The sequence below is a fragment of the Arthrobacter sp. RIT-PI-e genome (assembly GCF_001187915.1).
Taxonomy (GTDB): Bacteria; Actinomycetota; Actinomycetes; order Actinomycetales; family Micrococcaceae; genus Arthrobacter_D.
This window is the reverse complement of sequence record NZ_LGIU01000042.1, coordinates 1-23472: the sequence shown is the minus strand read 5'-3', so window position 1 is coordinate 23472 and position 23472 is coordinate 1. Positions and strand designations below refer to the sequence as shown.

Sequence of the window (23472 nt, the reverse complement as noted above, 5' to 3'; positions counted from 1 at the left end):
GCACAGCTCCCTATTGGGAACGCTCTGGTCACGAGAATCCTGAATTGACAAATAGCCGCCGACGACGTGGCTTCAAAGGTAGTAGGAAATATATGCGCGTTTTGTATTTGTCAGGCGCTCCCAGGCTTTCGACAAAGGCCTCCACGGAGAGCTTAGGACCGAGGTCTCATATTTTGGGTGTGATTAACGGTCTGAAGAGTCACGGATCAAAAGTCGACCAGTTCATTGTCGGCGATCTCGTTCCCAGCTCAATTCATAGCGAGGGGTCCGAGAAGCGGATGTCCTCGAGCAGGTGGACAATCTTGATAGCTGATGCTGGACGGATAGCATTCAGATGGCGGAGTCGGATGCGGCTACATTCTAAAACAGCCACATCAAAGTACGATTTAATGTACGAGCGGTACGCGCTCTACCAGGAGCTGGGTTCTGCGGTTAGGGCTCAAGTAAAAGGTTTTTGGGTACTTGAGGTAAACGCACTCCTCGCAATCGAGTCAACGAGTGAACGACGTGTTACATCTAGTAAGCGCTTTGCACTAATCATGGAGCGGAAAACACTTGAGCGCGCGGACGCCATTGTGGCTGTCACGAAAGCGCTTGCGGATCAAATCATACAGGTCCACGGAATTACTCCGTCTAAAATTATTGTAGTTCAGAATGGCGTTGATCATGAACCGCATCAGCATAGGGCTGAGCTGACAATGTTTGCACCAAAAGAGGTAGATGATAAGAAAACTATTATCGGCTTCCTTGGAACGCTCTACGCTTGGCAAAAGGTCGACCTCCTACTGGAATCAATTAAACGGCCCGAGTTCGCCTCCGTTTCGGTTCGAATCGCGGGTGGTGGGCCTGAACTCGCCAAGTTGCAAAGTCTAGTTACTGAATTAGGTTTGGTGGATCGAGTTGTTTTTGAAGGTCGCATCCATCCAGATGACGTCGCTTTGTTCCTTTCCGAAGTTGATGTGTGCTATGCGGGTCACGAAAGTGAAAATGGTGTCTATTTCTCACCGCTTAAACTTTGGGAGTATCTCGCAGCGGGTCGTATTATTTTGGCTTCGAAACATCAGACAACATCGCAACTACAGGATGAGGGATACTCTGTAGTATGTTTCGATCGAGGTGAGTCATCACTACAGAATGCCCTAAGGCGCGTTATTTCCAGTAAGAATGCTTTACAGCTACAAGCAGCAAATATGCAGCAGCGTGTCTGGCGTGAACATTCTTGGTCTCAGCGAGTAAAACCGGTCATGGATCTCGTGATACAGAACGGTTGACTCAAGTGAAAAAAAATTTGAGTGGGGCAGGTCTAGAAGCAGTGAGTCTACCGCTTGGCCTAGGTGAAGTTCATCCGATGTCAGCAACAGAGGTACTAGATTTTTTTGCGGAGAATGGGCGGGCGCCGCGAATTATTGCGAATCTCAATCTTCACGGCTTGTACTTACGCGAAGTAAATTCGCAATTTCGTGCTTACTGCGAGGGTGCCGACGTTGTGCTTGTCGACGGGTTTCCAGTCCTGGTTCTTGCGATGATTGGTGCGAGCCAGCATATAGAGAGTAAGCGGCGTATTGGAAGTACGGACTGGGTTATTCCACTAATAGAACTGGATTCTAGTATTAGAGTGGTTGCAGTTGGTGGTTCTGCTCATACTGCTACAAAGGCTTCGTTGAACGTTAACAGCAGGACGGCAAACATGTCTTGGTTAGCTTACGATGGCTTTGATTTCAGTTTTTGTTCAGAGGGTCCGGAAGTTTCTTTGACGGAGGCTTTGCGAGGTGCCGATCTGGTGTTGGTGGGTATGGGGATGCCGTTTCAGGAACAGTGGATCGTTAAAAATTTGGACCTTGCTCCAAACGCGACTTTCGCCAACGTTGGAGGTTTGTTTGATTACTTAGGTGGGGCGCAACGACTGGCGCCTAGGTGGATTGGCTCCCTCGGGCTTGAATGGGCCTATAGAGTTGCTCTTGCTCCTCGACGCTTGGGCAAACGGTATTTCGTCGAACCAATAAAGCTTGCGAGATTTGTTTGTCGTCGATTACTACTGTGATGGAAACGAGTTTGGGTAACGGGTGATATTACCTCCAGTGCGGCTCGAGGAGTTGAGTTGTTATTCATACTTCCTGGTAGAAACATGTTTTACCATCATTATTCGCGTATTTTAGGGAATGTGCTCTTCGTGTTCACCTAAGGCTGAGAATTGTAGCGCATCAGTACGGAACGGTGTTCACCTAATCATCGAGTGGATCGATAACGAATTGGTCGGGAAGTACGCATTCATTCACGTTTTGTGAACATTCCACTGTAGGTGAGCGTCCGATCTGACCAGCGCAGGTGGTTGGGAGGCGGAAGGGCTTGCGTGTATCTGGCGTTGCTGATGTTAGGGTCGACCAATTCCCTTATAGTTCCATCCAGCGGCACGCCATCGCGCCGGATCGAGGACATTGCGCCCGTCGAGAATGTTCCTCGTGTGGACGGCCAAAGTGGCTGCTTCCGGTGCGAGGTTGCGGTACTCCTGCCACTCCGTGAGCAGCAGCAATGCATCGGCTTTATGAATTGCCTGCATCAGGTCCGCCTCGTACATCAGCTCTGGGAAACGGCGTCGTGCTCCCTCAATTGCTTCCGGGTCTGTTACCGTGACGTCTGCTCCCTGCAGTTGCAGCTGCGCTGCGATGCTGAGGGCGGGGGAGTCACGGACATCGTCGCTATCGGGTTTGAACGCTGCGCCAAGCACTGCGATCCGCTTGCCTAGGAGTGAACCGCCCACCAAGGTGCGGGTCAGTTCCACGGTGCGGGTACGGCGGCGAACATTGATGTCGTCGACTTCTCGGAGGAAGGTGAGAGCCTGATCTGCGCCGAGCTCACCGGCACGTGCCATGAAGGCACGGATGTCTTTGGGCAGGCAACCTCCGCCAAAACCCACGCCGGCGTTGAGGAACTTCCGGCCTATGCGCTCGTCCATCCCGATGGCATCTGCCAGCAGGGTGACGTCTGCGCCGGTCACCTCACACACCTCGGCCATGGCATTAATAAAGGAGATCTTTGTAGCCAGGAAGGAGTTGGCCGCAGCCTTCACCAGTTCCGCGGTGGCATAGTCGGAGGTCAGGCGGCGCGTACCGAGCGAGAGGGGTGTCGAGTACACCTCGTCTAGGACCGCCGTCGCCCGTTCTCCTGCTGCGCCAGCTGGTACGCCGTACACGAAGCGATCGGGGGAGAGTGTGTCCTTCACCGCGAAGCCTTCACGGAGGAATTCCGGGTTCCAGGCCAGCACGGCGTCGGGGTGCCGCTCGGCAAGATCATCGGCCAGGCGTGCGGCGGTACCTACCGGCACGGTGGACTTACCCACCACCACGTTGCCCGGCTCAAGAGAATCGAGGAGGGAGGAAAAGGCTCCGTCCACATAGCGCATGTCCGCTGCATACTCGCCCTTGCGCTGCGGTGTACCTACGCAGAGGAAATGCACTTCGGCGCCCTTGGCGTCAGCCATATCGGCACTGAACTTGAGACGTCCGGTGGCTAGCACCTCATCGAGGAGTTCGGGGAGGCCTGGTTCGAAGAAGGGTGCGCGGCCTGATTGCAGCTCACTGATCTTCCGCGGGTCCACATCGATACCCACCACGTCATGCCCCAACTTAGCCATGCACGCTGCGTGCACTGCTCCCAGGTAGCCGCAACCGATCACGGAAATACGCATAGATATTGATCTTTCGAGAGAAGTGCCCAGACCCCACGAGTGTATCTACGGGTCAGCGGCAACTCGGGGAGGCTCGAAAGAAAATTGTGTAACGGGGCATAAACCTTGGAACCGCTGTCGAGGTACTCCCTCAAGGCCGTGCTCCTGAGCATCACCTCACCGCAGGAGCGACGCTGTGATGTCCGTCAGGGCCTCGGACAGATCTATTCGCATCTGTTCGTAGACGTCCGCGCTTCGCCTGTACGGGTCGATGACATCGTCGTCCTTCGCGTCTCCGCTCTGCGCCGAACGGGCACGCAGTGCCTTCGGTAGTGCGGAGGCCCAGCGGTCGGGCCCGTGAAGGGTCTCATTCAGCCGTACCACCGGAAGGAGCCGGGCTAGCTCGCGAACGGTAAAAGTCCGCCGGAGCATCAAGGGAGACATGTCCACAATCTTGCTCCGATGCTCCCGGGAAAGCGCGAGGACGAGGTCCTGGCGCTCGAGAATCTGGGGAGTGAGTTGGCGCGCCGAGAAGTGCTCGGGGTCGGCTCCAGACTCGCGGATGAACTCCGCCACCTGTGGATCGATCGGGTTGCCGACCAGCGCACCGGTACCTGCGCTCTCCACGACGAACTGACCCGGGAACTGCTCGTCCAGGTGTGATTGCAGGAAGCGCTCGGCCATGGGGGAACGGCAGATGTTACCGGTGCACACGGTGAGGATGCGGAAGGGCTCACGCGCATCCGTTGCTACTGACATCATGGCGCTCCGCCGATGGTCGGCGCCGGCTCGGCGAACCTTCCCGCATATCGGTCATGGCTACGCATAGGTGTTCAATCCCTTAAGAGAAGTGTTCAGACCTCACGAGTGTACTAATGGGCTACCGGCGCGTACGGGAGGCTTGAACGATAATTACGTAAAAGTTTCAGGAGAAGGGTTTCCGCGATTTGTCCGCTCAGTAATGTTGAATGGCTGGTGCAGCTCTTCCGACAGCAGCATGCGCTCCATGCCTCCCTGCGGTCCTGTCCATCGGAAAGATCAGGTCCACCTACATCGGTGGAGCACTCTCCGTCGTCCAGAGCACATCTTCAACAGGCTCCGGTAGCAACCGGGTATTTCCGCTGTAGAGGGTGAGAACCCCAAACGCGACGAGGCGCGCAGGGGTCGGCGTCGTGGGTGGGCACGATAATCGGGCGCTGTCCCGATTCACGTCGTCTCCTTGTGCGCCTAGAAGCTCCAGGGTCAACGACTCCAGGCACGGCCAGCGCTACACCTCTGATCGGGCCGTCGATGTTCTTGATCTCTACCGTATCCTTACCCCTCCGACATCGGGTAGGGATGCGCCAAACCGGCTCCGGAAATCACGAAAAGTACTCACCTTTGCGAAGGGAGTGCAGCGTGTCACTGTCTTAAGCCGAATTTGTGGCGAAAGGTGGGGCATAATTCTATCAGTCTCAGGTCTCACTACTCGGGGAATCTTCATGGCGAGCATGCTCACTCGGTCTCACACCACGAACAGAAATACGTCGATCGACTCTCTGCGAGGTCTGGCGGTAATCCTCATGGTCGCGGGTCACGTAATTGGATCCTCAGCGAGCCGCGGTCTCGAAGCCGCAGATGGGTCTGGGTGGCGGCTAATCTATCAGGCGCTCGAGGATATTCGGATGCCGCTATTCACGGTTCTGTCCGGCTTCATTTATGCTTATCGGCCACTGAGCACCCTCGGTGGATACCCCCGTCTCATAAGAGGAAAAGCTCGACGACTACTCGTGCCGATGATCACAGTGGGCACACTCTTCTTCTTCGTCCAGCTAGTTGTATCTGATACGAACGCAAAGCCTGAACCGTCTGAGTACTGGCGCGTCTTTTTCTTCAGCAACGAACACCTTTGGTTCGTGCAAGCAATCTTCCTGATTTTTCTGGTAGTAGGGTTACTCAGTGCGCTCAACCTTCTGAAGAAGCGCCGACAGTTAGTCGTAGCGATCCTAGCCACCTCAGTACTCTTCGTCATGGTGCCCACAAGCATCAATTTATTCAGTATTGGTGGTGCCGCTCGACTCCTTCCGTTCTTTCTACTTGGTTACGGTTTGCATTATTTTGCTTCGCCGACCAGATCCTCCGTCGTGATCGCGTTAGGTGTGGCCTTTGGGGCCATCTTCGCGGTCCGGTTGTGGGCTCTACTGGGCGACATCAACATAGCTGCCCCAGCTTTTAAAGTAATCAGCCTTGCCGTAGGCATTCTCGCCGTCACCTTGCTTGTCCTCGTCCGTGAACGCATACAAGTCGGTTTTCTTACATGGCTTGGGCCATTCGCGTTCGGCATTTACCTACTCCATGTTTTTGGCTCAGCGGGTGCCCGGGTAGTTCTTGGACGGTTCGGCATTGAGGACAACGGCCTTATGTTTGCGGTGTGCTTATTACTAGCAATCTTCCTGCCGGTTCTCTTCGAGTTAGTAACACGCCATAGCGTGTTGATCAGCTGGGGGATCTTCGGCCAGAAACCTCGCGGGAAGGTATTGACATAGGCGCATGCAAGCAACCCCTCGGTGTTCTGTGTCATGACATTGGTGATGCCGTCGTGGAGGCGTGAAGCTGGTGGGCGGTTCCCGATCGCAGTATGTGCTCGATGGTAGTTGTAATCGACATTCCAGATGTCGATTGAGATGGTGCGTTGGGTTTCTGATACTCAATCCCGGGCATAGAGAAGCTCCTCGGTGAGGGTGCGGTTATAGCATTCGACTTTGCCGTTGTGCTTAGCCGTGTGAGGGCGGATCCGTTGATGGTGGGCCGCGGTGCTGAGGATGGTCCGGGTGAAGTTCTTCGCCCGATAGTTGAACCCGTTGTCAGTCACGACACAGATGATCCGGAGAACGCCGTGGGCGGCGAAAAACGCCCTCGCCCGGGCCCAGAACCTGATGGTCGTCGCCGCGGTCTCGTTCGGAGTGCCTCGGTGTATGCCAGGCGGGAGAACCCGTCGACGGTGGAGTGAAGATACACGTACCCGGCCCGGGTGTTCTTGGTCTTAGCTTTGGTCTTGGCTCGGGCGGCTGCCTTCGCGGCCTCTGATCCTCGCCCGTGGATCCGCCGGCCCCCACCGTCTGAGATCCAGCCGACTTTCTTCATGTCGCGGATCATGAGGACTGGATACCGGGCGGTGATCTTGGTGCTCGAGCGGTTGGTGGCGCCGGTGGGGTCGATGTCGCGCCGGCGGTTGATCCCGAGCCAGCGTAGCCATCGGGCGACGGTGACCGGTGAGATTCGGTGTCCTTCTCGGACGAGTTCGCGGTGGATCTGATGCGCCGTCCATTTGTGCTCCCGGCATAGCTCCTCGATCCGCTCCACCACAGCCTCAGGTGTCTGGGTGGGACTGGTGTGAGGTGCACTGGAACGATTGAGCAGACCAGCTTTACCGAGTGTTTTGTATTGGTGCACCCACTTCGTCACTGTCTGGCGGCTATGCCCGATTCCGCGGCGACGCGGGGGATGGGGCGGTCCCGGCAGCGTTCGACCAGTCGGTAGCCTTCCGACCGGAGTCAGTGGGGCGTTAGCGTGGGTCATGAGGGGTAGGTCCTTCACGCAGATGTTCATAGAGGTACTTCCATCCTGCGCTCGGGGCCCCACCCCTTCTTCATATCCAGACCTCTCTGCGCGTCACCAACGTCATGACCGCAACACCTAGTTCCCCTACCTGGTGTGGTAGTTATCTGGGACGCGCGCGCGTCATACGGGTTCTTGGCATTGCCGTACTACCCCTGACCGCTGCCATTTTCACTAGCGGTGCTTTCCGCCGGGCTCGGATCTCCACTCGGCTAATCGCTGCGACGAGTGCGATAAGGAAGATTCCAATCGGTCGCGTTAGCTGAGACTCGGAGAAGCTATTGACGAGAACAGCGCCCAAAACGAGCGGAAGCCATACATACTGCAAGTCACTAAAGGCTAGGCGACACGATCTTATAATCGATCCCAGCAACAGGAGCGCGACGATACTAGCGCCGACAATACCAAGCTGGAGCAGAACGTCGAGGTAGCCATTATGGGCCGAAAGTGCTGTATCAAATCCGAAAATTGCTCGAACCCAATCCCCAATCTGCCCCCTCCAAACTCCGCCCCATCCGTACCCGGTAAAGGGCCTTTCTGACCAGACATTGAGAACGATTGCCCAAATATCAGTTCTTCCTGTCAGCGTGGCGCTCCGACCGACACTTGCGCTAATTTGAGGAAGGGACTGCACCAGTAAGATTCCGCTAGTAATCACTACAATTATTCCGAGCGGTAAAATTGCTACACGGCCAACCGGACCCATTTTCCGCCCTATCCACGGCAGCAAGCTAAGTCCGACCACAACGACGGTTAGGACGCCAGCAGACCCGCTGAGGGTTGCGACACTTGCCGTACCAGCTAGAAAGAAGGCCATGAGGGCCCTCCTTCGAGACTTGGGACTAGATGCGTTCAGGATTGCTGCCAAAGAGAGGGCAAGTGCCACGGCGGAGACCGAGGCGAGAAAGTTCCGGTGCGCGTAGATCCCGACAAGTGCGCCGCCGAACGCAATGGACCTTCCCTGACTCGGTATCAGTAATCCTGTTGCCCAGCTGGCGAGTACAGCGCCTACACTTCCAAAAAGTAAGCCGCGGATGATTGTTCTATGTTCGAAACTTGCGGCAGCGGCAGCGGCAGCCAAAATTAGGAGAAGGGCAACGATCTCATCACGGGAAGTAGCAAGATCGTAGGACCACGTGAGACTAAGCACCGCCCATGCTCCGAACAGGACAAGCCCCGCCGTGGTTCGAAGTCGGAGCCTTGCCGAGATGAGAAGCAAGCCAGTAATCAAGCCCATCGCGAGATTGAAAGCATCTGGTCGGTCCCTGAATACAATCGGGGATGAAGCGATGAGGAACGCCAGTGCAACTAAGAGGGTCTGGAACTTCGAACTTTCCCTATGTTGTGGTGTCGAAGCCGAGGGAGAAACGCGCATGTGTCCATACTCTCATCCAGATCGGTGTCCTCTGGGAAGCACGCCGGGGCCGCATTTTCGCACTGCGGCAGCGCGGCCTCGCTCAGCGGTGACGCAACTTCCTATATCGTGTTGCTGACATTTTAAACGTCTCGGAGGATGTAGGTACCGCGTGTTCAACATCATCGATCGGCTGAAAAATCTGCCGCGGCCGGAAGCACCATACTTTCATCATGTACCGGGAGCCCGGTTCTTGGAGGTGCGACTACTACAGTGGCCCAATCGAGCGAGAACCTACGAAGGACGAAACAGAGATGAAGCCCGGCATCTCTGCATGATCGAACAGTGAGTCTCGCTTCAAGCGCAGCACGAGGGGCAGGAGCAACTTTCACCGGACAAGCCCTCCGTTTTCTCATCCAGCTTGTGTCTGTCAGCATACTTGCGAGGCTTCTAGCCCCCGATGACTTTGGCATGTACGCCATGGTTATCGCCATCATTGGCGTCGCTACCGTTCTCGGTGATTTCGGCCTATCTATGGCAGCGATACAGAGCCAGACCCTTACGAATGCACAGCGATCAAACCTCTTCTGGACAAATGTGGGACTTGGGTCGTTGCTCGGTGCTGGTGTGTACTTTTTAGCTGGACCCATTGCTTCCTTCTATAATCGACCTGAATTAATCGCAGTCACCCAAGTAGCGTCAATCAGTTTCGTTCTCAACGCGTTTGCAGCCCAGTTCCGCGCCGAAGCCTCATCTAAGTTCCGTTTCAAATGGCTTGCAGCCGCGGACGTTACAGCCCAAGCGGTTGCGCTCAGTGTAGCCGTAGTTATCGCGCTAAACGGATTTGGATATTGGGCCTTGGTTGCTCAACAAGTGGTTATCGCCTCAATCACGTTCCTGGTGTTGGTTCCCGCGGCTGGGTGGCTACCTGGACTGCCCCGCCGCAATACGAACATGCGGAGTCTGTATGGGTTTGGCGCGAACACTCTTGGCGTGCAAATCTTCACCTACGTCACGTCTAATGCGGACAGCGTCCTCCTCGGACGTATCGCGGGCTCCTCGGCCCTTGGTATCTATGACAGGGCATACCAACTATTCAGACTGCCGCTTCTGCAGATTGGCGCTCCTATGACGAGGGTGGCTCTTCCCGTACTATCCAGATTGCAGGATGACCCTCGCTTCGACCAGTACGCCCAGCGAGCTCAGCTGATCCTGGCATATACATTCGGCGGGCTCTTCTTCGCTCTCGCTTGTGTCGCCAACCCACTGATCGACATTATGCTCGGCGATCAGTGGGATGAAGCCAAAGGCATATTTATAGTGCTCGCAGTGGGTGGAGTCGTCCAGGCCCTCGGCTTTGTCTACTACTGGATCTTTCTCGCGAAGGCGTACACGGGACTACAACTACGCTATAGCCTCATAGGCCGGACACTCATGCTCTTGATGATGACCGTTGGGGTGATATGGGGGCCAATTGGTGTAGCAATCGGATCATCTGCTGGCCAGATCACACTTTTCATCCTCAACAGCGTTTATGCCATACCGAAGACGGGCGTGGACGGTGCGGCCCTGATTCGTATAACTTTCCGCCCCGCCTTACTGTATTCAGTTATGACACTCATTACTGTCCCGATCTCATTTCTGCTGCTTAATCACATGGATCCTTTTCTGCACATAGGTATTCTTGCCCTCTTCATCGCATTTTTCCTCAGCGGCGCTGTGCTCCTGTCCAGAAAAATTCGTGAAGACTGCCTCCTCATACTCGATGCGGCGAAGAGGGTGCGGAGCCGGTAATCGACGACGAAATGCCCCTATTCAGTGAAGGGTAGGTCATCTCTTTGTCGGCTCTTCGTAATTGGGGGTGGAGGCCGGGTGCCGTCGACATAAGCGGGGTGGGCGCGTCGAAGGCGGCATACAGGTCGAGGCCTTCCGATGATGGAAGTTTTCACACTGCCCATTCGGAAGACCTCGACGTGCTTAACGCTACCTTCGTTCGCCCTGACCTCACCACGTTCTGCCGCCTCGACGAGCTCGGTCTCGAAGTCATCGGCCAACTCGTGACTGCGGATCGCGCGGTGCTCAAGTGTCGTGTCCTTGAACCTGATCGGTGGTGCCGTACGTGTCGTGCCGAAGGAGCACCGAAAGACACGGTGACGCGCCGGCTCGCTCACGAGCTTTTCGGCTACCGACCCACGACCTTGCTGATTTGGGTACGCCGCTACCGGTGCGAGCACTGCGGGTGCACCTGGCGGCAGGACACCTCGAAAGCAGCCGAGTGGAGGGCGAAGCTCCCCCGCCGCGGACTGACATGGGCGCTGTTCGAAATTGTTGTCGATCACCTCACGGCCTTCCGCGTCGCAGCCGGTCGCGGCGTGTCATGGCATACCGCGAACACCGCTGTTCTGACCGAGGGCAAGCGCGTCCTGATTGATGATCCGCACCGGTTCGATCGGGTGAGCGCGATCGGCGTGGACGAGCACGTCTGGCGCCACACCCGTAAGGGCGACAAGTTCGTGACCAGGATCATCGATCTGACGCCAATCCGCGAGAAGACGGGCCCGGCACACCTGTTGGACATGGTCGAAGACCGCTCCAAGTTCGTATTCAAGCAGTGGCTCGCTACCCGTCCGCAGGACTGGCGGGACGAGGTGAAAGTCGTGGCAATGGATGGATTCACCGGCTTTAAGACCGCCACCGCGGAAGAACTTCCCGACGCGGTTCCGGTCATGGACCCGTTCCACGTCGTGCGGTTGGCCAGGGATGGTTTGGATCGGTGCCGGCAACGTGTTCAGCAGACCACGACCGGGCATCGCGGCCGTTCCGATGACCCGCTTTATAAGGCTTGACGGACCTTGCATACCGGCGTGCATCTCCTCACCGACAAGCAGTAAGCGCGCCTCCTCGCTGTCTTCGAGGGTGGACCACGTCGAGGTGGAGGCGACCTGGGGTGTTTACCAGCGGATCGTCACCGCGTACCGGGGATCCGACAAGAGGAAGGGGAAAGAAATCATACGGGCCGTCATCGACGCGGTTACCACCGGCGTGCCCGGTGCGCTGATCGAGATCCGCCGACTCGGCCAAACCCTCAAACAACGTGCCAATGATGTCCTCTCGTCCTTCGACCGCTCCGGTACCTCGAATGGTCCGATGGAGGCGATTAGCGGGCGGCTCGAGCACCTGCGCGGATCAGCCCTAGGCTTCAGGAATATCACCCACTACATCGCCAAATTGCTGCTCGAATCCGGCGGCTTCAAACCCTGTCTCCACTCTCAATTACGATGAGCCTCTTTACTATCAGTTGATGCAGCGGCACTTCTCGTACCAGCTTGTCGCATCTCTAATCAGGACGAGCGTGGTAGTCGGTGTCTGGGCTAAAGGATTTACCGGGAGAATGTTCCCCGCGTCCCCGACGGCCTCGGTGCCACTACCATCTATATGATCGCGACCTCACGACCGGGCGGGTTGCCCATGATGTTCGTGATGGAAGCCGCGGCAGCGACCTTAATAATGTCCGTTCATGTCGGCGCCCGAAGGATGCCGGCATTTGCTGGCGGGATTTCGGAGAGCCCGGTCTCTAGGTCGTCGCAGGCGTTGTTGATCCCCTAATTGGTGGATGTCGTGAAGTTCACGGGTAGTTGGCCGATGGTCCGAGGGTGTATCGCTTCCTCCTCCGGGACCCGGTGTAGTCGTTGAAGTGCGCGGCTCAGGTTTTCACGACAGCCCATGCTTGGGCGAAGGTGGCGGGCTTTGCCGGGTACCGGTAAGTGGGGGCGGGCTCTCCGAGGGGCACCGTCGCAGTCGGAGGTGAAGTCGGAGTGACATCCGCCACGACGACAGATCCTGCGGGGTCAGTGCGGCCGCCTCTCGGCCGGTGCCGGCGTCGTTCTACGGCCGTCGTCGTGCAGCGAGCAGGAGCCAGGCGATGCCGGTGCCGATCAGGGCGCCGGTGGTGTTGGCGAGGACGTCGTAGAGGCTGGCCACGCGCTGCGGGAGGAACACGAGTTGGGTGAGTTCGATCAGGGTGGAGAGGAAGAAGCCCACGGCCGGGGCCAGCCACCGCCAGCCGCGTGGGGCCAGGAGCACGAAGAACACGCCGAAGGGCACGAACATCACGATGTTGGCGCTGAACTCCACGAAGTCGTAGTCAACCCACCCCGGGAACCCCAGACGCTGCAGCTCCGCGCGGAGGGCTGGAGTGATCCTCTCCTGGTCCTGGGTGCTCAGGTGCACGGCGCGCATTCAACCGGGACACCTCCCATGCAGCTGGGCACTGCTGCTCCTCGATGGTGCTGCGCAGCAGAAATGGCACCGCGTAGTAGGAGGGCGTAAGGACATGCGAACTGCAGTCCTGGATGTCCCTGAACCGCGTGCGGAGGGCCGGGAACACCACGTGAACCACCGCATCCCCAAAGCACTCAGCCCTAGGAGTGGATCAGTACTGCAGGCTGGGTCATGACCTTCTCTGCTGCATCGATCGAGGTGCGCCACCTCACATATGTTCCGCCACTGAGTACCGGGCAAGTAATTAATACGCCATACCCTCGATACCGCCAGCGCGGAGCACGTACCTGACGCATCACCGCACAGGTAGATGAGTCCCAGTTCGGGTGTCAACCACTCGTGAGTCTGCTTGGAACTCCCCATATTTTTGCTGTGGGACGAAATTCGGTACCGAGAGACCATCTCACCGCCGAAGATCGCTCTGCCCGTCGACGCACCGACAACTCCGCACTGCCGAACCCATCATCAGGTTCCCGCGGAGACGTCGAACTTCGAACTTCGCCCCTCACCGGGCGGGGGAGCCGGCGGGACGGATCAGTCATATCGGCACTTCGTCCGCTGCGACTGAGCCCTGACTCTCACCCCGCTCTCCCCAGCGCCCGGACGCGCAGCCAATGACGGCCAGCGCCATTTCTGCATGTCTCGGACGTGCTCCTCGCTCGTCGACCCGGACATGCCACTGCGCTTCGCCGGGTCGACGGATTCATCCACCTGAAGGAATGTCCATGGTCCCGACCAACACACCGGTCACGGTCACACGCCGTCTGGCCGACCTGCTCTCCAGCAGGATGATCAGGTTCGCCGGGGTGGGCGTGATCGGCACGGTGCTCAACCTCGGCATCATGGCGCTGCTGCTCGGCGCCGGCACCCACTACCTGCCGGCGGCCATCATTGCCACCGAACTGACCATCGTCACGAACTTCCTCATGCAGGAGCGCGTGGTCTTCAACGGCACGCAGGCCCAACGGCCGCTGTACCAGCGTTTCCTCATCAGCTTCGGCTTCAACAACCTGGAGACCCTGGCCCGCATCCCGGTGCTGATCCTCCTGGTGGAGATGCTCCAGGTCCCCGGGGTCCTGGCCCAGGCGCTGACCCTGGCCGTGGCCTTCCTGGCGCGCTTCACCTTCACGTCCCGGTTCGTCTACAAGAGCAGCCCCTCCACCGAAGTGCCCGTGGCCCCCTCCCTCGTCCCCGGTGCCCTTGCCCCGGTGGACCCCGTTGATCCCGCTGAACCCGTTGGAGTGAAAATCGCATGAGACGACGTCGTCCCCGTATTGCAGCAGCCCTGATCGCCGTCGGCTTCGTCACCACAGCCCTGGTGGCCCTTCCCTCCGCCGCGCAGGCGGCCCTGCCCACCGGTACCCTGACTGCGCCCGCGAGCAACGCCACCTTCACCGCCGGTCAGGCCATGCAGCTGAGCGCCACCGTCAAGGACACCCCCGGCCCCAGCGGCCCGACGGCGGGAGTGCGCCAGGTCGAGTGGTGGCTGTACGCGGACAAGACCAAGGGTGCCCCCACCGACTTCTCGGACCAGTACCCCAACAACGTGGACGACATGATCAACATCGGCGTGTCCACCGTCCCGGCGTCGGGCACCGCCGCCGACGGCACGTTCCAGGCCCGCTTCACCGTCCCTGCCAATGGCACCATCGCCGTGGGAGGGGACGGAGACCAGCCCCCGCGGCTCCCGGACGGCCCGCCCCGCCAGTACGCACTCCCGTCCGGTACCTACCGCGTCCAGGCGCACACCCACGACGACGAGTGGCGCACCGACTTCGGCACGCCGGGCCTCACGGGGTTCACCACGATCACCCTGAACACCGGCGCCGCGCCGCAGCCCACGCCGGTCCCCTCGCCGACGCCGACCTCATCTCCATCGCCGTCGGCCTCACCTGCACCCCAGCCGACCCCCACTCCTTCGGCTTCGCCGTCGGCCCAGCCCTCACCCCAGACAACACCGACGGCGACGCCGACCACCGCCACCAACCTGGTGGCGAACGGCAACCACACCACGGGCGCGAATCTGCCCGCCTGCTGGGTGGACGGTTCCTGGGGCGTGCACAACCGTACTGCCGCGCTGTCCACCACGGACGTCCCGGCCGGTTCCCCGGCCGGCACCCGCAGCTTCGCCTACACGGTGACCGGCTACCAGAGCGGCGACGCCAAGATCATGGCCTCGGACGCCGCCGGGTGCGCCCCGACCGTGGACCCGGCCGCCAAGTACACGCTCGGTGTGCAGTACAAGTCCACCGTGGCCACCAACGCCATCCCGCTGTTCACCGCCACCTCCACGGGTGGCTGGGAGTACTGGACCACCCTGCGGCCGCGGCCCGCCGCGACCGGCTGGACGAGCGTCAGCGCCGAGCTCCCCGCGCTCCCGGCCGGCACCACCCGGGTGTCCTTCGGGATGGCTGCCGTGGGCAACGGGACCGTCATGTCCACCGGATGGACGCTGCGGCCCACGACCAACACCACCACGCCCCCCACCACGCCACCTACCACCACGCCGGCACCCGCGGACCCCCGCGCCACCACCGGTGAGTGGCAGATCGCCTCGGTGACCCTGCCCAACCGCGGCATCCACCAGACACTGCTGCGTGACGGCAGGGTCCTGGTGATCGCCGGGTCGGGCAACGACGAGGCGAACTTCGACGCCGGCTCCTTCACCACGCATGTCTGGAACCCCACCACCGGCGCGATGATCCAGGTCCCCACCCCGGAGGACATGTTCTGCGCCGGGCACGTCACCCTGCCCGACGGCCGCATCCTCATCCAGGGAGGCACCAAGGAGTGGTGGACGCCGATCAGTGGATTCAAGGGCCTGCGCTCCTCCTACATCTTCGATCCGGCCACCAACCAGTTCACCCGGACGAACGACGCCAACGAGGGTCACTGGTACCCCACCCTGACCAAGCTGGAGAACGGCAACGTCTGGATGGGCGGTGGTCTCACCGACGAGGCCGGCGGATACGGTGCGCACACCACCGAGATGTTCAACACCCCGACCAGCTCCTGGCTGCCGACGGCGCAGGTTCCCCAGACCTGGAGCTACTGGGGCGAGTACCCCCACATGTTCCTCCTGGGTGACGGACGCCTCTTCTACACCGGTGCCCACACCTTCGGTGACCAGCGCCCGGGCAGCGGCTCCTCCCTCTACAACTGGCGGACGGCGCAGATCGCCGACGTCCAGGGTCTCCGGGACAAGGACCTGCGCGACCACGCGGGCTCCGTGCTCCTGCCGCCCGCACAGAACCAGCGCTTCATGATCGCCGGCGGCGGGTACATCGACAGGGGAGCGGCGCCGACCAACTCGGTGGACATCATCGACATGAACGAGGCCACTCCTTCCTGGAAGCCGGGACCGGCCCTGCCGGGCCCAGGACGCCAGTACCTGAACCTCACCAACATGTTCGACCGCACCGTCCTGGCCTCGAACGGCGCCACGGGCAACCGAACGGGCAACATCAGCGCGGCCTCGATCTACACGCCGTCCACCAACGCATGGATCACCGTGCCGGCCGACCCGGTGGGGCGCAACTACCACTCGATGAACATGCTCCTGCCGGACGGCCGGGTCATGATCCTCGGCTCCAACCCGATCGACGGCTCCGTGGAGATGCGCGTGTCCATCTACAACCCGCCGTACCTCTTCAAGGGGACCCGCCCCACCGTGACCTCCGCGCCGGCCACCGCCAAGTACGGCCAGTCCATCAACCTCGGGGTCACCGGCACCGTGGCGAGCGCCTCGCTGACCAGCCCGATGTCCTCGACCCACCAGATGGACACCAACACCCGCCTCGTGGACCTGCCCATCACGGGCACCGGTGCCACCAGGACCGCGGCAGTACCGAGCAACGCGGCGCTGCTGCCCCCCGGCCCGTACATGCTCACGGTCCTGGACGAGAAGGGTGCCGTCTCGGTGGCCCGCTGGATCACGATCGGACGATGAGAATGAAGAAGCGCACCCTCATGATGGCCGGGACCTCGGCCGTGGCGGCACTGCTCGGGGTCACGGCCCTGATCGGCACCACCACCTCCGTGCCGGACGACTTCCCGCTCGCCGCCGAGTCGCAGCACTCGACCCACGGTTCCGTGGAGAGCGGCGTGGCCTCCGCGGAGCCCGGAACCGAGGCGACCCACGACCACGGCGTCGACCCGGCCGGTTCCGCCCCTGCGGCGGACGAGCAGGGCGATGACCTCCAGCTCTCGGCGATATCGCCGTCCGAGCGCACCTCGGACAACGCGGCCCCGGGCCGTCCGGGCGGCAACGCCTCGGACACCGCCCCCGGACGTACGGGTGGCAACGGCTCGAAGCCCCCCGCGCCGGGAAACGCGGCCGGGGCGCCGGGCCAGGAGGTCCGGGTGGCGCCGCTGCCCGAGCTCCCCGCAGCCGCCGGGAACAACAACGGCAAGGGCAAGCCGCAGAGTCTCGGGGAGGCACTCGCCAAGCCCCACGGCATTGCGGCGGCCGGGGTCGGGCCGGCAGGTCCGGGCGTCAACAAGGGCACCGCGAAGCAGGCCCCGGGTCTCCAGATGCGTTCCCTGGCCCGCGGGGAACAGGACGCCGGGGTCAACGACGCCGCCCGTACCGGTGGTTGCGCGCCGGGTTACGGTGACGGGCGCTCCTGCCTGCCGGTCGCACCGCCGAGTGCCGCACAGCATTCCGGGCACGGGGCCGAGATCGCCTGGACGTGCGAGGAGCTGCTGACGCTCTTCCCCGAGGGGATCCCCCTCCAGGTCCCGGGTACCGACCCGCTCGGGCTCGACGAGGACGGCAACGGCGTCGCCTGCGCGTGAGTACCGCACGTACTCACCTTCCCCATCCACTCACCCTGATCCCCGATCTTCCGCCGCTTCCCCCTCTGGAGAGACATGACATCGCTCGCCACCCGCACCGATGAACACCAGCACACGCTGGTAGCCCCACCGAACGACCAGGAGAAGTACGCCTACATCAAGGGCGGCCAGCACCGCTGGTTCTTCTGGGCCCACGCCCTGGCCTTCCTGGGCATAGCGATCAGCTTCTACGGCTTCTCGCGCATGGAGTACTGGACGTTGATCTTCCTGCTCCCGCTCGCCCTGTACGCGGGGGAGACCCTCCTGGGTCTGCGGACCTCGACCTACCGGCGCAGCGTGACCCTGCCCGACCACCAGTTCACCGTGGAGACCTGGGCACCCGAGGCCTACCCCTCGGTGGACGTGTTCCTGCCCACCGCCGGTGAGCCGATCGAGATCCTGCGGAACACCTACGGCTACGTCGGTGCCCTCGCGTACCCGGGCACCACCACCACCTACGTGCTCGACGACATGGCCCGCGAGGAGGTGCGCATCGCCGCCGAGGAGCACGGCTTCGAGTACATCGCCCGTCCCGGCAGCGAACTGAAGAAGGCCGGCAACCTCCGGTACGCCTTCGACCGTACCGAGGGCGACGTCATCGCGATCTTCGACGCCGACTTCGTGCCGCGCCCCGAGTTCCTCTCCGAGCTCGTGCCCTACCTGGACGACCCCTCCGTGGGTATCGTCCAGAGCCCGCAGTTCTTCTCCACCCCCAAGTCGATGCACTGGCTGGAGCGCGCGGCCGGCGCCACCCAGGAGATCTTCTACCGCCTCATCCAGGTCAGCCGCGACTCCGTGAACGCCGCGATCTGCTGCGGCACCTCGGCCCTGTACCGGCGCAGCGCGCTGGACGCGATCGGCGGCTTCCCCGCCATCGCGCACTCCGAGGACGTCTTCACCGGTATCGAGATGGACAAGCTCGGGTACCGGCTCCAGTACGTGCCCGTGAACCTGTCGCAGGGCATCTGCCCCGACTCCATCGACTCCTTCATCACCCAGCAGTACCGGTGGTGCGAGGGCTCCATGGAGATCGTCCAGGGCGAGGCCTTCCACACGAACACGGACATGGACACACGCCAGCGGATGTCCTTCTGGTCGGGTTTCTTCTACTACGCCACCACGGCCATGAACGCGTTCTTCGCGCCGCTGCCGATCCTCATCATGATCCTGGTCTTCCCGCAGTACATGTCCGCGTGGAACTTCCTCCCGCTGGTGCCCCTGCTGGCGCTCTGGCTCGTGGTCTACCCCAAGCTGCTCACCTCCCGCTGGCGCCTGGATGTCCTGCGCGCGCAGCTCATCTACTCCTTCACCCACGCGGTGGCCATCTACGACGTCTTCTTCGGACGGACCTCGGAGTGGGTCCCCAGCCACGGCAGCACCAAGCCCGCACCCCTGGCCGTGAAGGTCAAGCGCCTGATCGTCGGGTACGTCGGCGTCACCTTCGGCGCCGTGCTGGTGGGTCTGGTCTGGCGGCTGTCCCAGCCCGAGTACTCCCTGACCGACTGGTGGGCCGCCGTGGTGTTCGTGGGCATCAACGCCTACGTCTTCGTCCCCGTGTTCCTCCTGGCCCTGGGCATCGACCTGCCCTCCTTCAAGCTGCCCTCCCGCACGAAGCGTGCCAAGCACGTGGACGACGGTAGCGCCGGCGAGATGTCCAACCTCGACGAGATGCTTCGCACCTCCGGTGAGAAAGAGGGATCACGCGCATGAGCACCATCGCCCCGAACCGCCCCGAGGAGCGGACTCCCGTCTGGGAGCACGCGGTCGCCTCTTTCCTGCCCCTCAGGATCCGAGACAGGGCCCGGTCCTGGATGCGGCACCTGCCCCTGGCGCTGATCCTCCTGATCCAGGCAGCTGCCTCTCTCCGGCTGAGCAACACCATCCAGCGTGACGAGGGCCTGTACATCTGGACCGGCTACCGGATCATCGAGAACTGGCTCCACGGCACCCCGCTGTCCGACGAGCCCGCGCAGTACTTCTCCGGCGCTCCCGCGGTCTACCCCGTGATCGCCTCGGTGCTGGACCGGGTGGGCGGTCTCGAGCTGACGCGCATCTTCAGCCTGCTGTGGATGCTCGCCGCGACCGTGGCCATCCATGCGGTGGCCAAGCGCATGTTCCACACCAAGGCGGCGTTCTGGGCCGCGGCGTCCTTCGCCGTGGCGGGCCCCACCATGTTCCTCGGGCACTTCGCGACCTTCGACGCCATGGCGCTCTCGCTGCTCGCCCTGGCCATGGCCGCCGGGGTGCGGGGTGTGCAGAGGCGTCAGTACGCCCTGGTTCCCGTGGTGGCCGTGCTGCTCTCCCTCGCGGTGATCTCCAAGTACGCGGCGCTGATGTTCGTGCCCTTCGTCCTCGCGGTCATCTGGTTCGCACCCGGTCAGCGCTGGCGCAGTATCCGGTTCGCCGGCCTCGCCGGTCTGCTCACCGCCGGGATCCTCGCCGTCGTCGGTCTGACCGTCGGCCGTCCGGCACTCCAGGGGTTGACCAGCACCACGACCAACCGGAGCGCGATCGTCAACGCGTCCTGGCAGGACATCGCCCTGCTGACACTGGAGAGCATCTGGCCCTACCTGCTGGTGGGCCTTGTCGCGGCATGCTACATCGCGCTGAGGCTGCGGCGCCCGCTGCTGGCCCTGGTGCTGCTCGGTGCGATGCTCGCGCCCGCCGTCTATCAGGCCTACATCGGCGAGAGCGTCTCGCTCGAGAAGCACCTGACCTTCGGCCTGGTGTTCATCTGCCTCGCCATCGGCGCGCTGCTCTCGGCCCCTATCGTCCACCCGATCCGCCGGGTGGTCTCCGCCGGCGTGATCATGGTCATGGGGATCGTGGGCCTCGCCTCGAGCCACCACCTGTACGAGGGATGGTCCAACACCCAGGAGCTCTCCGACATCATGGCGTATTCCTGGGAGGCAACCCCCTATATGCGCACCCTCGGGGACGTGGGGGAGCCGCTCCGGTACCGGTTCATGCACGAGACCGAGGACTGGCAGTGGACCACCACCGACTCCATCTACTACGACGGCCAGCGAGGCATGGAGGCCGCCGAAGCAGGGTTGCGCGACCGCTACTGGCAGTACGTCTACCTGGACGGCACCACCCAGGAGAGCCGTGAGCTCATGGGCGAGATGGAGTCCTTCGGGTACGAGCTGACGCACACGATCGACCTCCAGAACTCCTACGGTCCCGATGTCTACCAGGTCTGGGAGAACTATGAGGCTCCGCGCGGAGCAGCAGCCGACGAGGGATGACGGTGGGATCACCCGCCGGTACGTCCTGGGGAGCGCGCTCGTGGGGGTGATCGGTGCCGGTCTCCTCCGGAGGGATACCCCGGAGGAGATCGGCACCGACCTCGTGACCCGGTGCCGTTTCGGCGCTTACGCGGCCAACGAGCCGTACCCGATCGACCCCCACTTCGCGCTGGAGGAACGACTCGGTGGCACTCCGCTCCCGGTCGCGTCCTGGTTCCAGGCGTGGGGGAGCAGCTGGCTCGAGGCCGAGGCCGCCGCCCTGGCGGAACGCGGGGAGTACGACGTCCTCCTGTGCTGGGAACCGTTCGGGATCGACTTCGACTCGATCCTGCGCGGTGACCACGACGAGTACATCCGCACCTACGTCGCGGCTGCGGCCCGGTACCCGCACCTGGTGGTCCTGCGCCCGTTCCATGAGTCCAACGGCAACTGGTACGACTGGGCACCGGGCTCGGGACGCGGGTACGTTCGTGACGCCGAGCAGTGGAAGGACGCCTGGCGGCACGTGGTGCGCCTCGCCCGCACCGTCCCCGACTCGGACTCCGTGAGCTTCTACTGGTGCATGAACGGCGGCGACGTGGGAGGCCCGAGCATGGAGGAGCTGTGGCCCGGTGCGGAGTGGGTGGACATCGTCGGTGTCGACTCCTACGCCTGGAACGGCTCGGCCGGCGGGTCCTTCGACCAGATCCACCGAGACCCGTACCGCCGGATCACCGCACTGCACCCCACCGCGGAGTACTGGGTCGGGGAGACCGGCCTGGACTCCCAGGAGAACGCCGCCGAGTGGTACCGGCGGACCTACCGCTCGCAGCAGTTCCCGCGGATGACCACGGTCTGCTGGTTCCACACCGCCCAGTTCGTCCTCGACGGCGACCAGGACGCCCTGGAAGTACACCGGACCGAGCTACCCCGCGCCCCGCAGTACGCGGGACGCATCCATCCACGCAGTGATCACCACCAGGAAGAAATGGGAGTCCAATGACCAGTATTCTCGCGATCGGCAGCCATCCCGACGACATCGAACTCGGCTGCGGCGGCACCCTGGCCCGCCACGTGTCCTCGGGCGACGACGTCCACATGCTGGTGATCACCACCGGTGAGGCGGGCCCCGGCGAGGTCGCCGCCCGCGTGGAGGAGCAGGTCGCCGCAGCCGAGATCCTCGGCGTGCCGCGGCACTGCCTGTTCTGGGGCGAACTGCCCGACGGCAGGGTGAGCAACTACGAACTCGACCTCGTGCACACCATCGAGCGGGTCATCAAACAGACGCGGGCCGAGGTGGTGTACACCCACGGGAGCCTCGACAGCCACCAGGACCACCGTGCCGTGGCCGAGGCCACGTGGGGCGCCGCCCGGCACGCACGCCGCGTGCTGTGCTACGACAGCCCGTCCAGCCACTCGTTCAATCCCAGCGTGTTCGTGGACATCACGGCCACGCTCGGCAAGAAGCACGACGCACTGAGTGCGCACACGAGCCAGGTAGCCAACTCCTCGATGGCCTCCACCTCGCTGGTCATGACCCAGGCGGGCTACCGGGGTTTCCAGGCCCGGGTGGAGGCCGCCGAGGGGTTCATGCCCCACCGACTGCTCCTGGACGTCTAGGAGCAGTCACCACCTGGGGGCCGGGTGGCTGCTCAGAGACGTGCGTTGCGCACGAGCTCCTGGGCGTGCTCGTGGAAGAACGCACCCGCGTGCGGACCGCCGTTGCACTCGCCGTCCGACTCGCCGGGGGCCTTGAGCCAGAGGAAGGCATCGACGCCGGGGACGCCAGGGGTGAGCGTCGGCAGCTTCCCGATCCCCTGCCCGGAGGGATTGCACCAGGTGCTCGCCGTGGCCATGCCGTTCCGGCTCGTGTCCACGATCATCCTCCACGGGAGACCAGAGGCTGCGACCACCTTGTTCCCGTAGTCGATCACGGAGGCGTTCGAGTTGTAGGCGGACACGTTCACGCTGATGCCGTCGATGGTGACCCCCGCCGGGATGACGCGCTTGATGCGGTCCGCCATCTCGGTGGCGCCCACCCAGGTGGAGGCGTCGACGTAGACCTTCGCGTTGGGATTGGCCTTCAGCTTCTGCACCGCGTACTTGATGCACTCGAGGCGTTCCGCCTGCTGGGCCTGGGTCAGGTCGCCGAGATGGCCGAGGGCATCCGGCTCCACGGAGACGATCACGGGTGCGGTGCCGATGCCCGCGGTGAGGCCGTCGATCCACGTCCGGTACTCGGCGAGATTGGCCGCGCCCCCGGCGGAGTGGCTGCCGTTGTCCCGTACCGGAGCGTTGTAGACGAGCAGCGTCGCGATCTTCCCGTCCGCGGCAGCGACCCACTGCCGGGCGTGGGCCTGGACCTCCGAGGGTGTTCCTCCTGCGTACCAGCGGGCGGTCGGGACGGACTTCAGGATGTCGTAGCCGGCGAACTGGTCGACCTGCTTGGGGCCGTTGTAGAGCACGGCGGTGGTCGTACCCTTCGGGGGCGCGGGGGCCACGGGGGATGGCGG

Annotated in this window: 16 protein-coding genes and 2 pseudogenes; 12 read left to right on the top strand and 6 right to left on the bottom strand. The window is 62.0% G+C overall.

What is annotated here, in order from left to right; all coding sequences use genetic code 11:
• Window positions 1-92 precede the first annotated feature (92 nt).
• Window positions 93-1271: a glycosyltransferase gene (locus AC792_RS16130; RefSeq protein WP_082177380.1), complete on the top strand. Its 1179-nt coding sequence runs from the start codon at window positions 93-95 to the stop codon at window positions 1269-1271.
• Window positions 1272-1276: 5 nt separating this feature from the next.
• Window positions 1277-2041 (top strand): WecB/TagA/CpsF family glycosyltransferase, encoded by a 765-nt coding sequence (locus tag AC792_RS16125; RefSeq protein ID WP_152916005.1) that lies wholly within the window; start codon window positions 1277-1279, stop codon window positions 2039-2041.
• 330 nt (window positions 2042-2371) lie between these two features.
• Here AC792_RS16125 and AC792_RS03895 read toward each other — a convergent pair whose 3' ends face one another.
• Both AC792_RS03895 and AC792_RS03890 read right to left on the bottom strand, forming a co-directional pair.
• The gene (locus AC792_RS03895) at window positions 2372-3685 is read right to left on the bottom strand and encodes a UDP-glucose dehydrogenase family protein (RefSeq protein WP_049829268.1); all 1314 of its coding nucleotides are present in this window, start codon (window positions 3683-3685) and stop codon (window positions 2372-2374) included.
• A gap of 156 nt (window positions 3686-3841) precedes the next feature.
• The gene (locus AC792_RS03890; protein WP_082177400.1) at window positions 3842-4423 is read right to left on the bottom strand and encodes an arsenate reductase/protein-tyrosine-phosphatase family protein; all 582 of its coding nucleotides are present in this window, start codon (window positions 4421-4423) and stop codon (window positions 3842-3844) included.
• Between the two features lie 722 nt (window positions 4424-5145).
• Between AC792_RS03890 and AC792_RS03885 the strand changes: the two genes are divergently transcribed.
• Entirely contained in the window at window positions 5146-6189 is a 1044-nt protein-coding gene (locus AC792_RS03885) for an acyltransferase family protein (protein WP_082177378.1), read from the top strand.
• Window positions 6190-6209: 20 nt separating this feature from the next.
• Here AC792_RS03885 and AC792_RS16120 read toward each other — a convergent pair.
• Window positions 6210-7222 (bottom strand): annotated as a pseudogene (locus tag AC792_RS16120) (IS481 family transposase); the annotation flags it as partial.
• A 142-nt stretch (window positions 7223-7364) separates the two neighbouring features.
• A complete protein-coding gene (locus AC792_RS18145; RefSeq protein WP_442853597.1) occupies window positions 7365-8078 on the bottom strand; it encodes an O-antigen ligase family protein in 714 nt (237 codons plus the stop codon).
• 882 nt (window positions 8079-8960) lie between these two features.
• On the opposite strand from AC792_RS18145, the gene AC792_RS16110 reads away from it, so the two are divergent.
• A complete protein-coding gene (locus AC792_RS16110) occupies window positions 8961-10409 on the top strand; it encodes a lipopolysaccharide biosynthesis protein (protein WP_160317599.1) in 1449 nt (482 codons plus the stop codon).
• Between the two features lie 179 nt (window positions 10410-10588).
• Window positions 10589-11897: pseudogene (locus AC792_RS03870) on the top strand (ISL3 family transposase).
• Between the two features lie 603 nt (window positions 11898-12500).
• On the opposite strand, the gene AC792_RS03865 reads toward AC792_RS03870, so the two are convergent.
• Window positions 12501-12845 (bottom strand): VanZ family protein, encoded by a 345-nt coding sequence (locus tag AC792_RS03865; protein WP_235436345.1) that lies wholly within the window; start codon window positions 12843-12845, stop codon window positions 12501-12503.
• A 776-nt stretch (window positions 12846-13621) separates the two neighbouring features.
• Here AC792_RS03865 and AC792_RS03860 point away from each other — a divergent pair.
• From AC792_RS03860 to AC792_RS03830, 7 genes are all read left to right on the top strand, one after another.
• Window positions 13622-14152, top strand: a complete 531-nt coding sequence (locus AC792_RS03860) for a GtrA family protein (protein ID WP_049829262.1) — start codon at window positions 13622-13624, stop codon at window positions 14150-14152.
• The gene (locus AC792_RS03855) at window positions 14149-16845 is read left to right on the top strand and encodes a galactose oxidase early set domain-containing protein (RefSeq protein ID WP_049829261.1); all 2697 of its coding nucleotides are present in this window, start codon (window positions 14149-14151) and stop codon (window positions 16843-16845) included. The genes AC792_RS03860 and AC792_RS03855 overlap by 4 nt, the downstream gene beginning before the upstream one ends.
• Window positions 16842-17693 carry a hypothetical protein gene (locus AC792_RS03850; protein ID WP_152916004.1) on the top strand — a complete coding sequence of 284 codons (852 nt, stop codon included), beginning with the start codon at window positions 16842-16844 and terminating at the stop codon, window positions 17691-17693. The genes AC792_RS03855 and AC792_RS03850 overlap by 4 nt, the downstream gene beginning before the upstream one ends.
• 75 nt (window positions 17694-17768) lie before the next feature.
• Window positions 17769-19442 (top strand): glycosyltransferase family 2 protein, encoded by a 1674-nt coding sequence (locus AC792_RS03845; protein ID WP_049829259.1) that lies wholly within the window; start codon window positions 17769-17771, stop codon window positions 19440-19442.
• Complete coding sequence (locus tag AC792_RS03840; protein WP_049829258.1) at window positions 19439-20980, top strand: ArnT family glycosyltransferase; 1542 nt, start codon at window positions 19439-19441, stop codon at window positions 20978-20980. Before AC792_RS03845 ends, AC792_RS03840 begins: the two co-directional genes overlap by 4 nt.
• Window positions 20943-21962: a glycoside hydrolase family 26 protein gene (locus AC792_RS03835; protein WP_049829257.1), complete on the top strand. Its 1020-nt coding sequence runs from the start codon at window positions 20943-20945 to the stop codon at window positions 21960-21962. Before AC792_RS03840 ends, AC792_RS03835 begins: the two co-directional genes overlap by 38 nt.
• The gene (locus tag AC792_RS03830; RefSeq protein WP_049829256.1) at window positions 21959-22579 is read left to right on the top strand and encodes a PIG-L deacetylase family protein; all 621 of its coding nucleotides are present in this window, start codon (window positions 21959-21961) and stop codon (window positions 22577-22579) included. The genes AC792_RS03835 and AC792_RS03830 overlap by 4 nt, the downstream gene beginning before the upstream one ends.
• A 32-nt stretch (window positions 22580-22611) precedes the next feature.
• Here the strand turns inward: AC792_RS03830 and AC792_RS03825 are convergent.
• A partial coding sequence (locus tag AC792_RS03825; RefSeq protein WP_235436342.1) for a glycoside hydrolase family 6 protein occupies window positions 22612-23472 on the bottom strand: 861 nt, incomplete at its 5' end.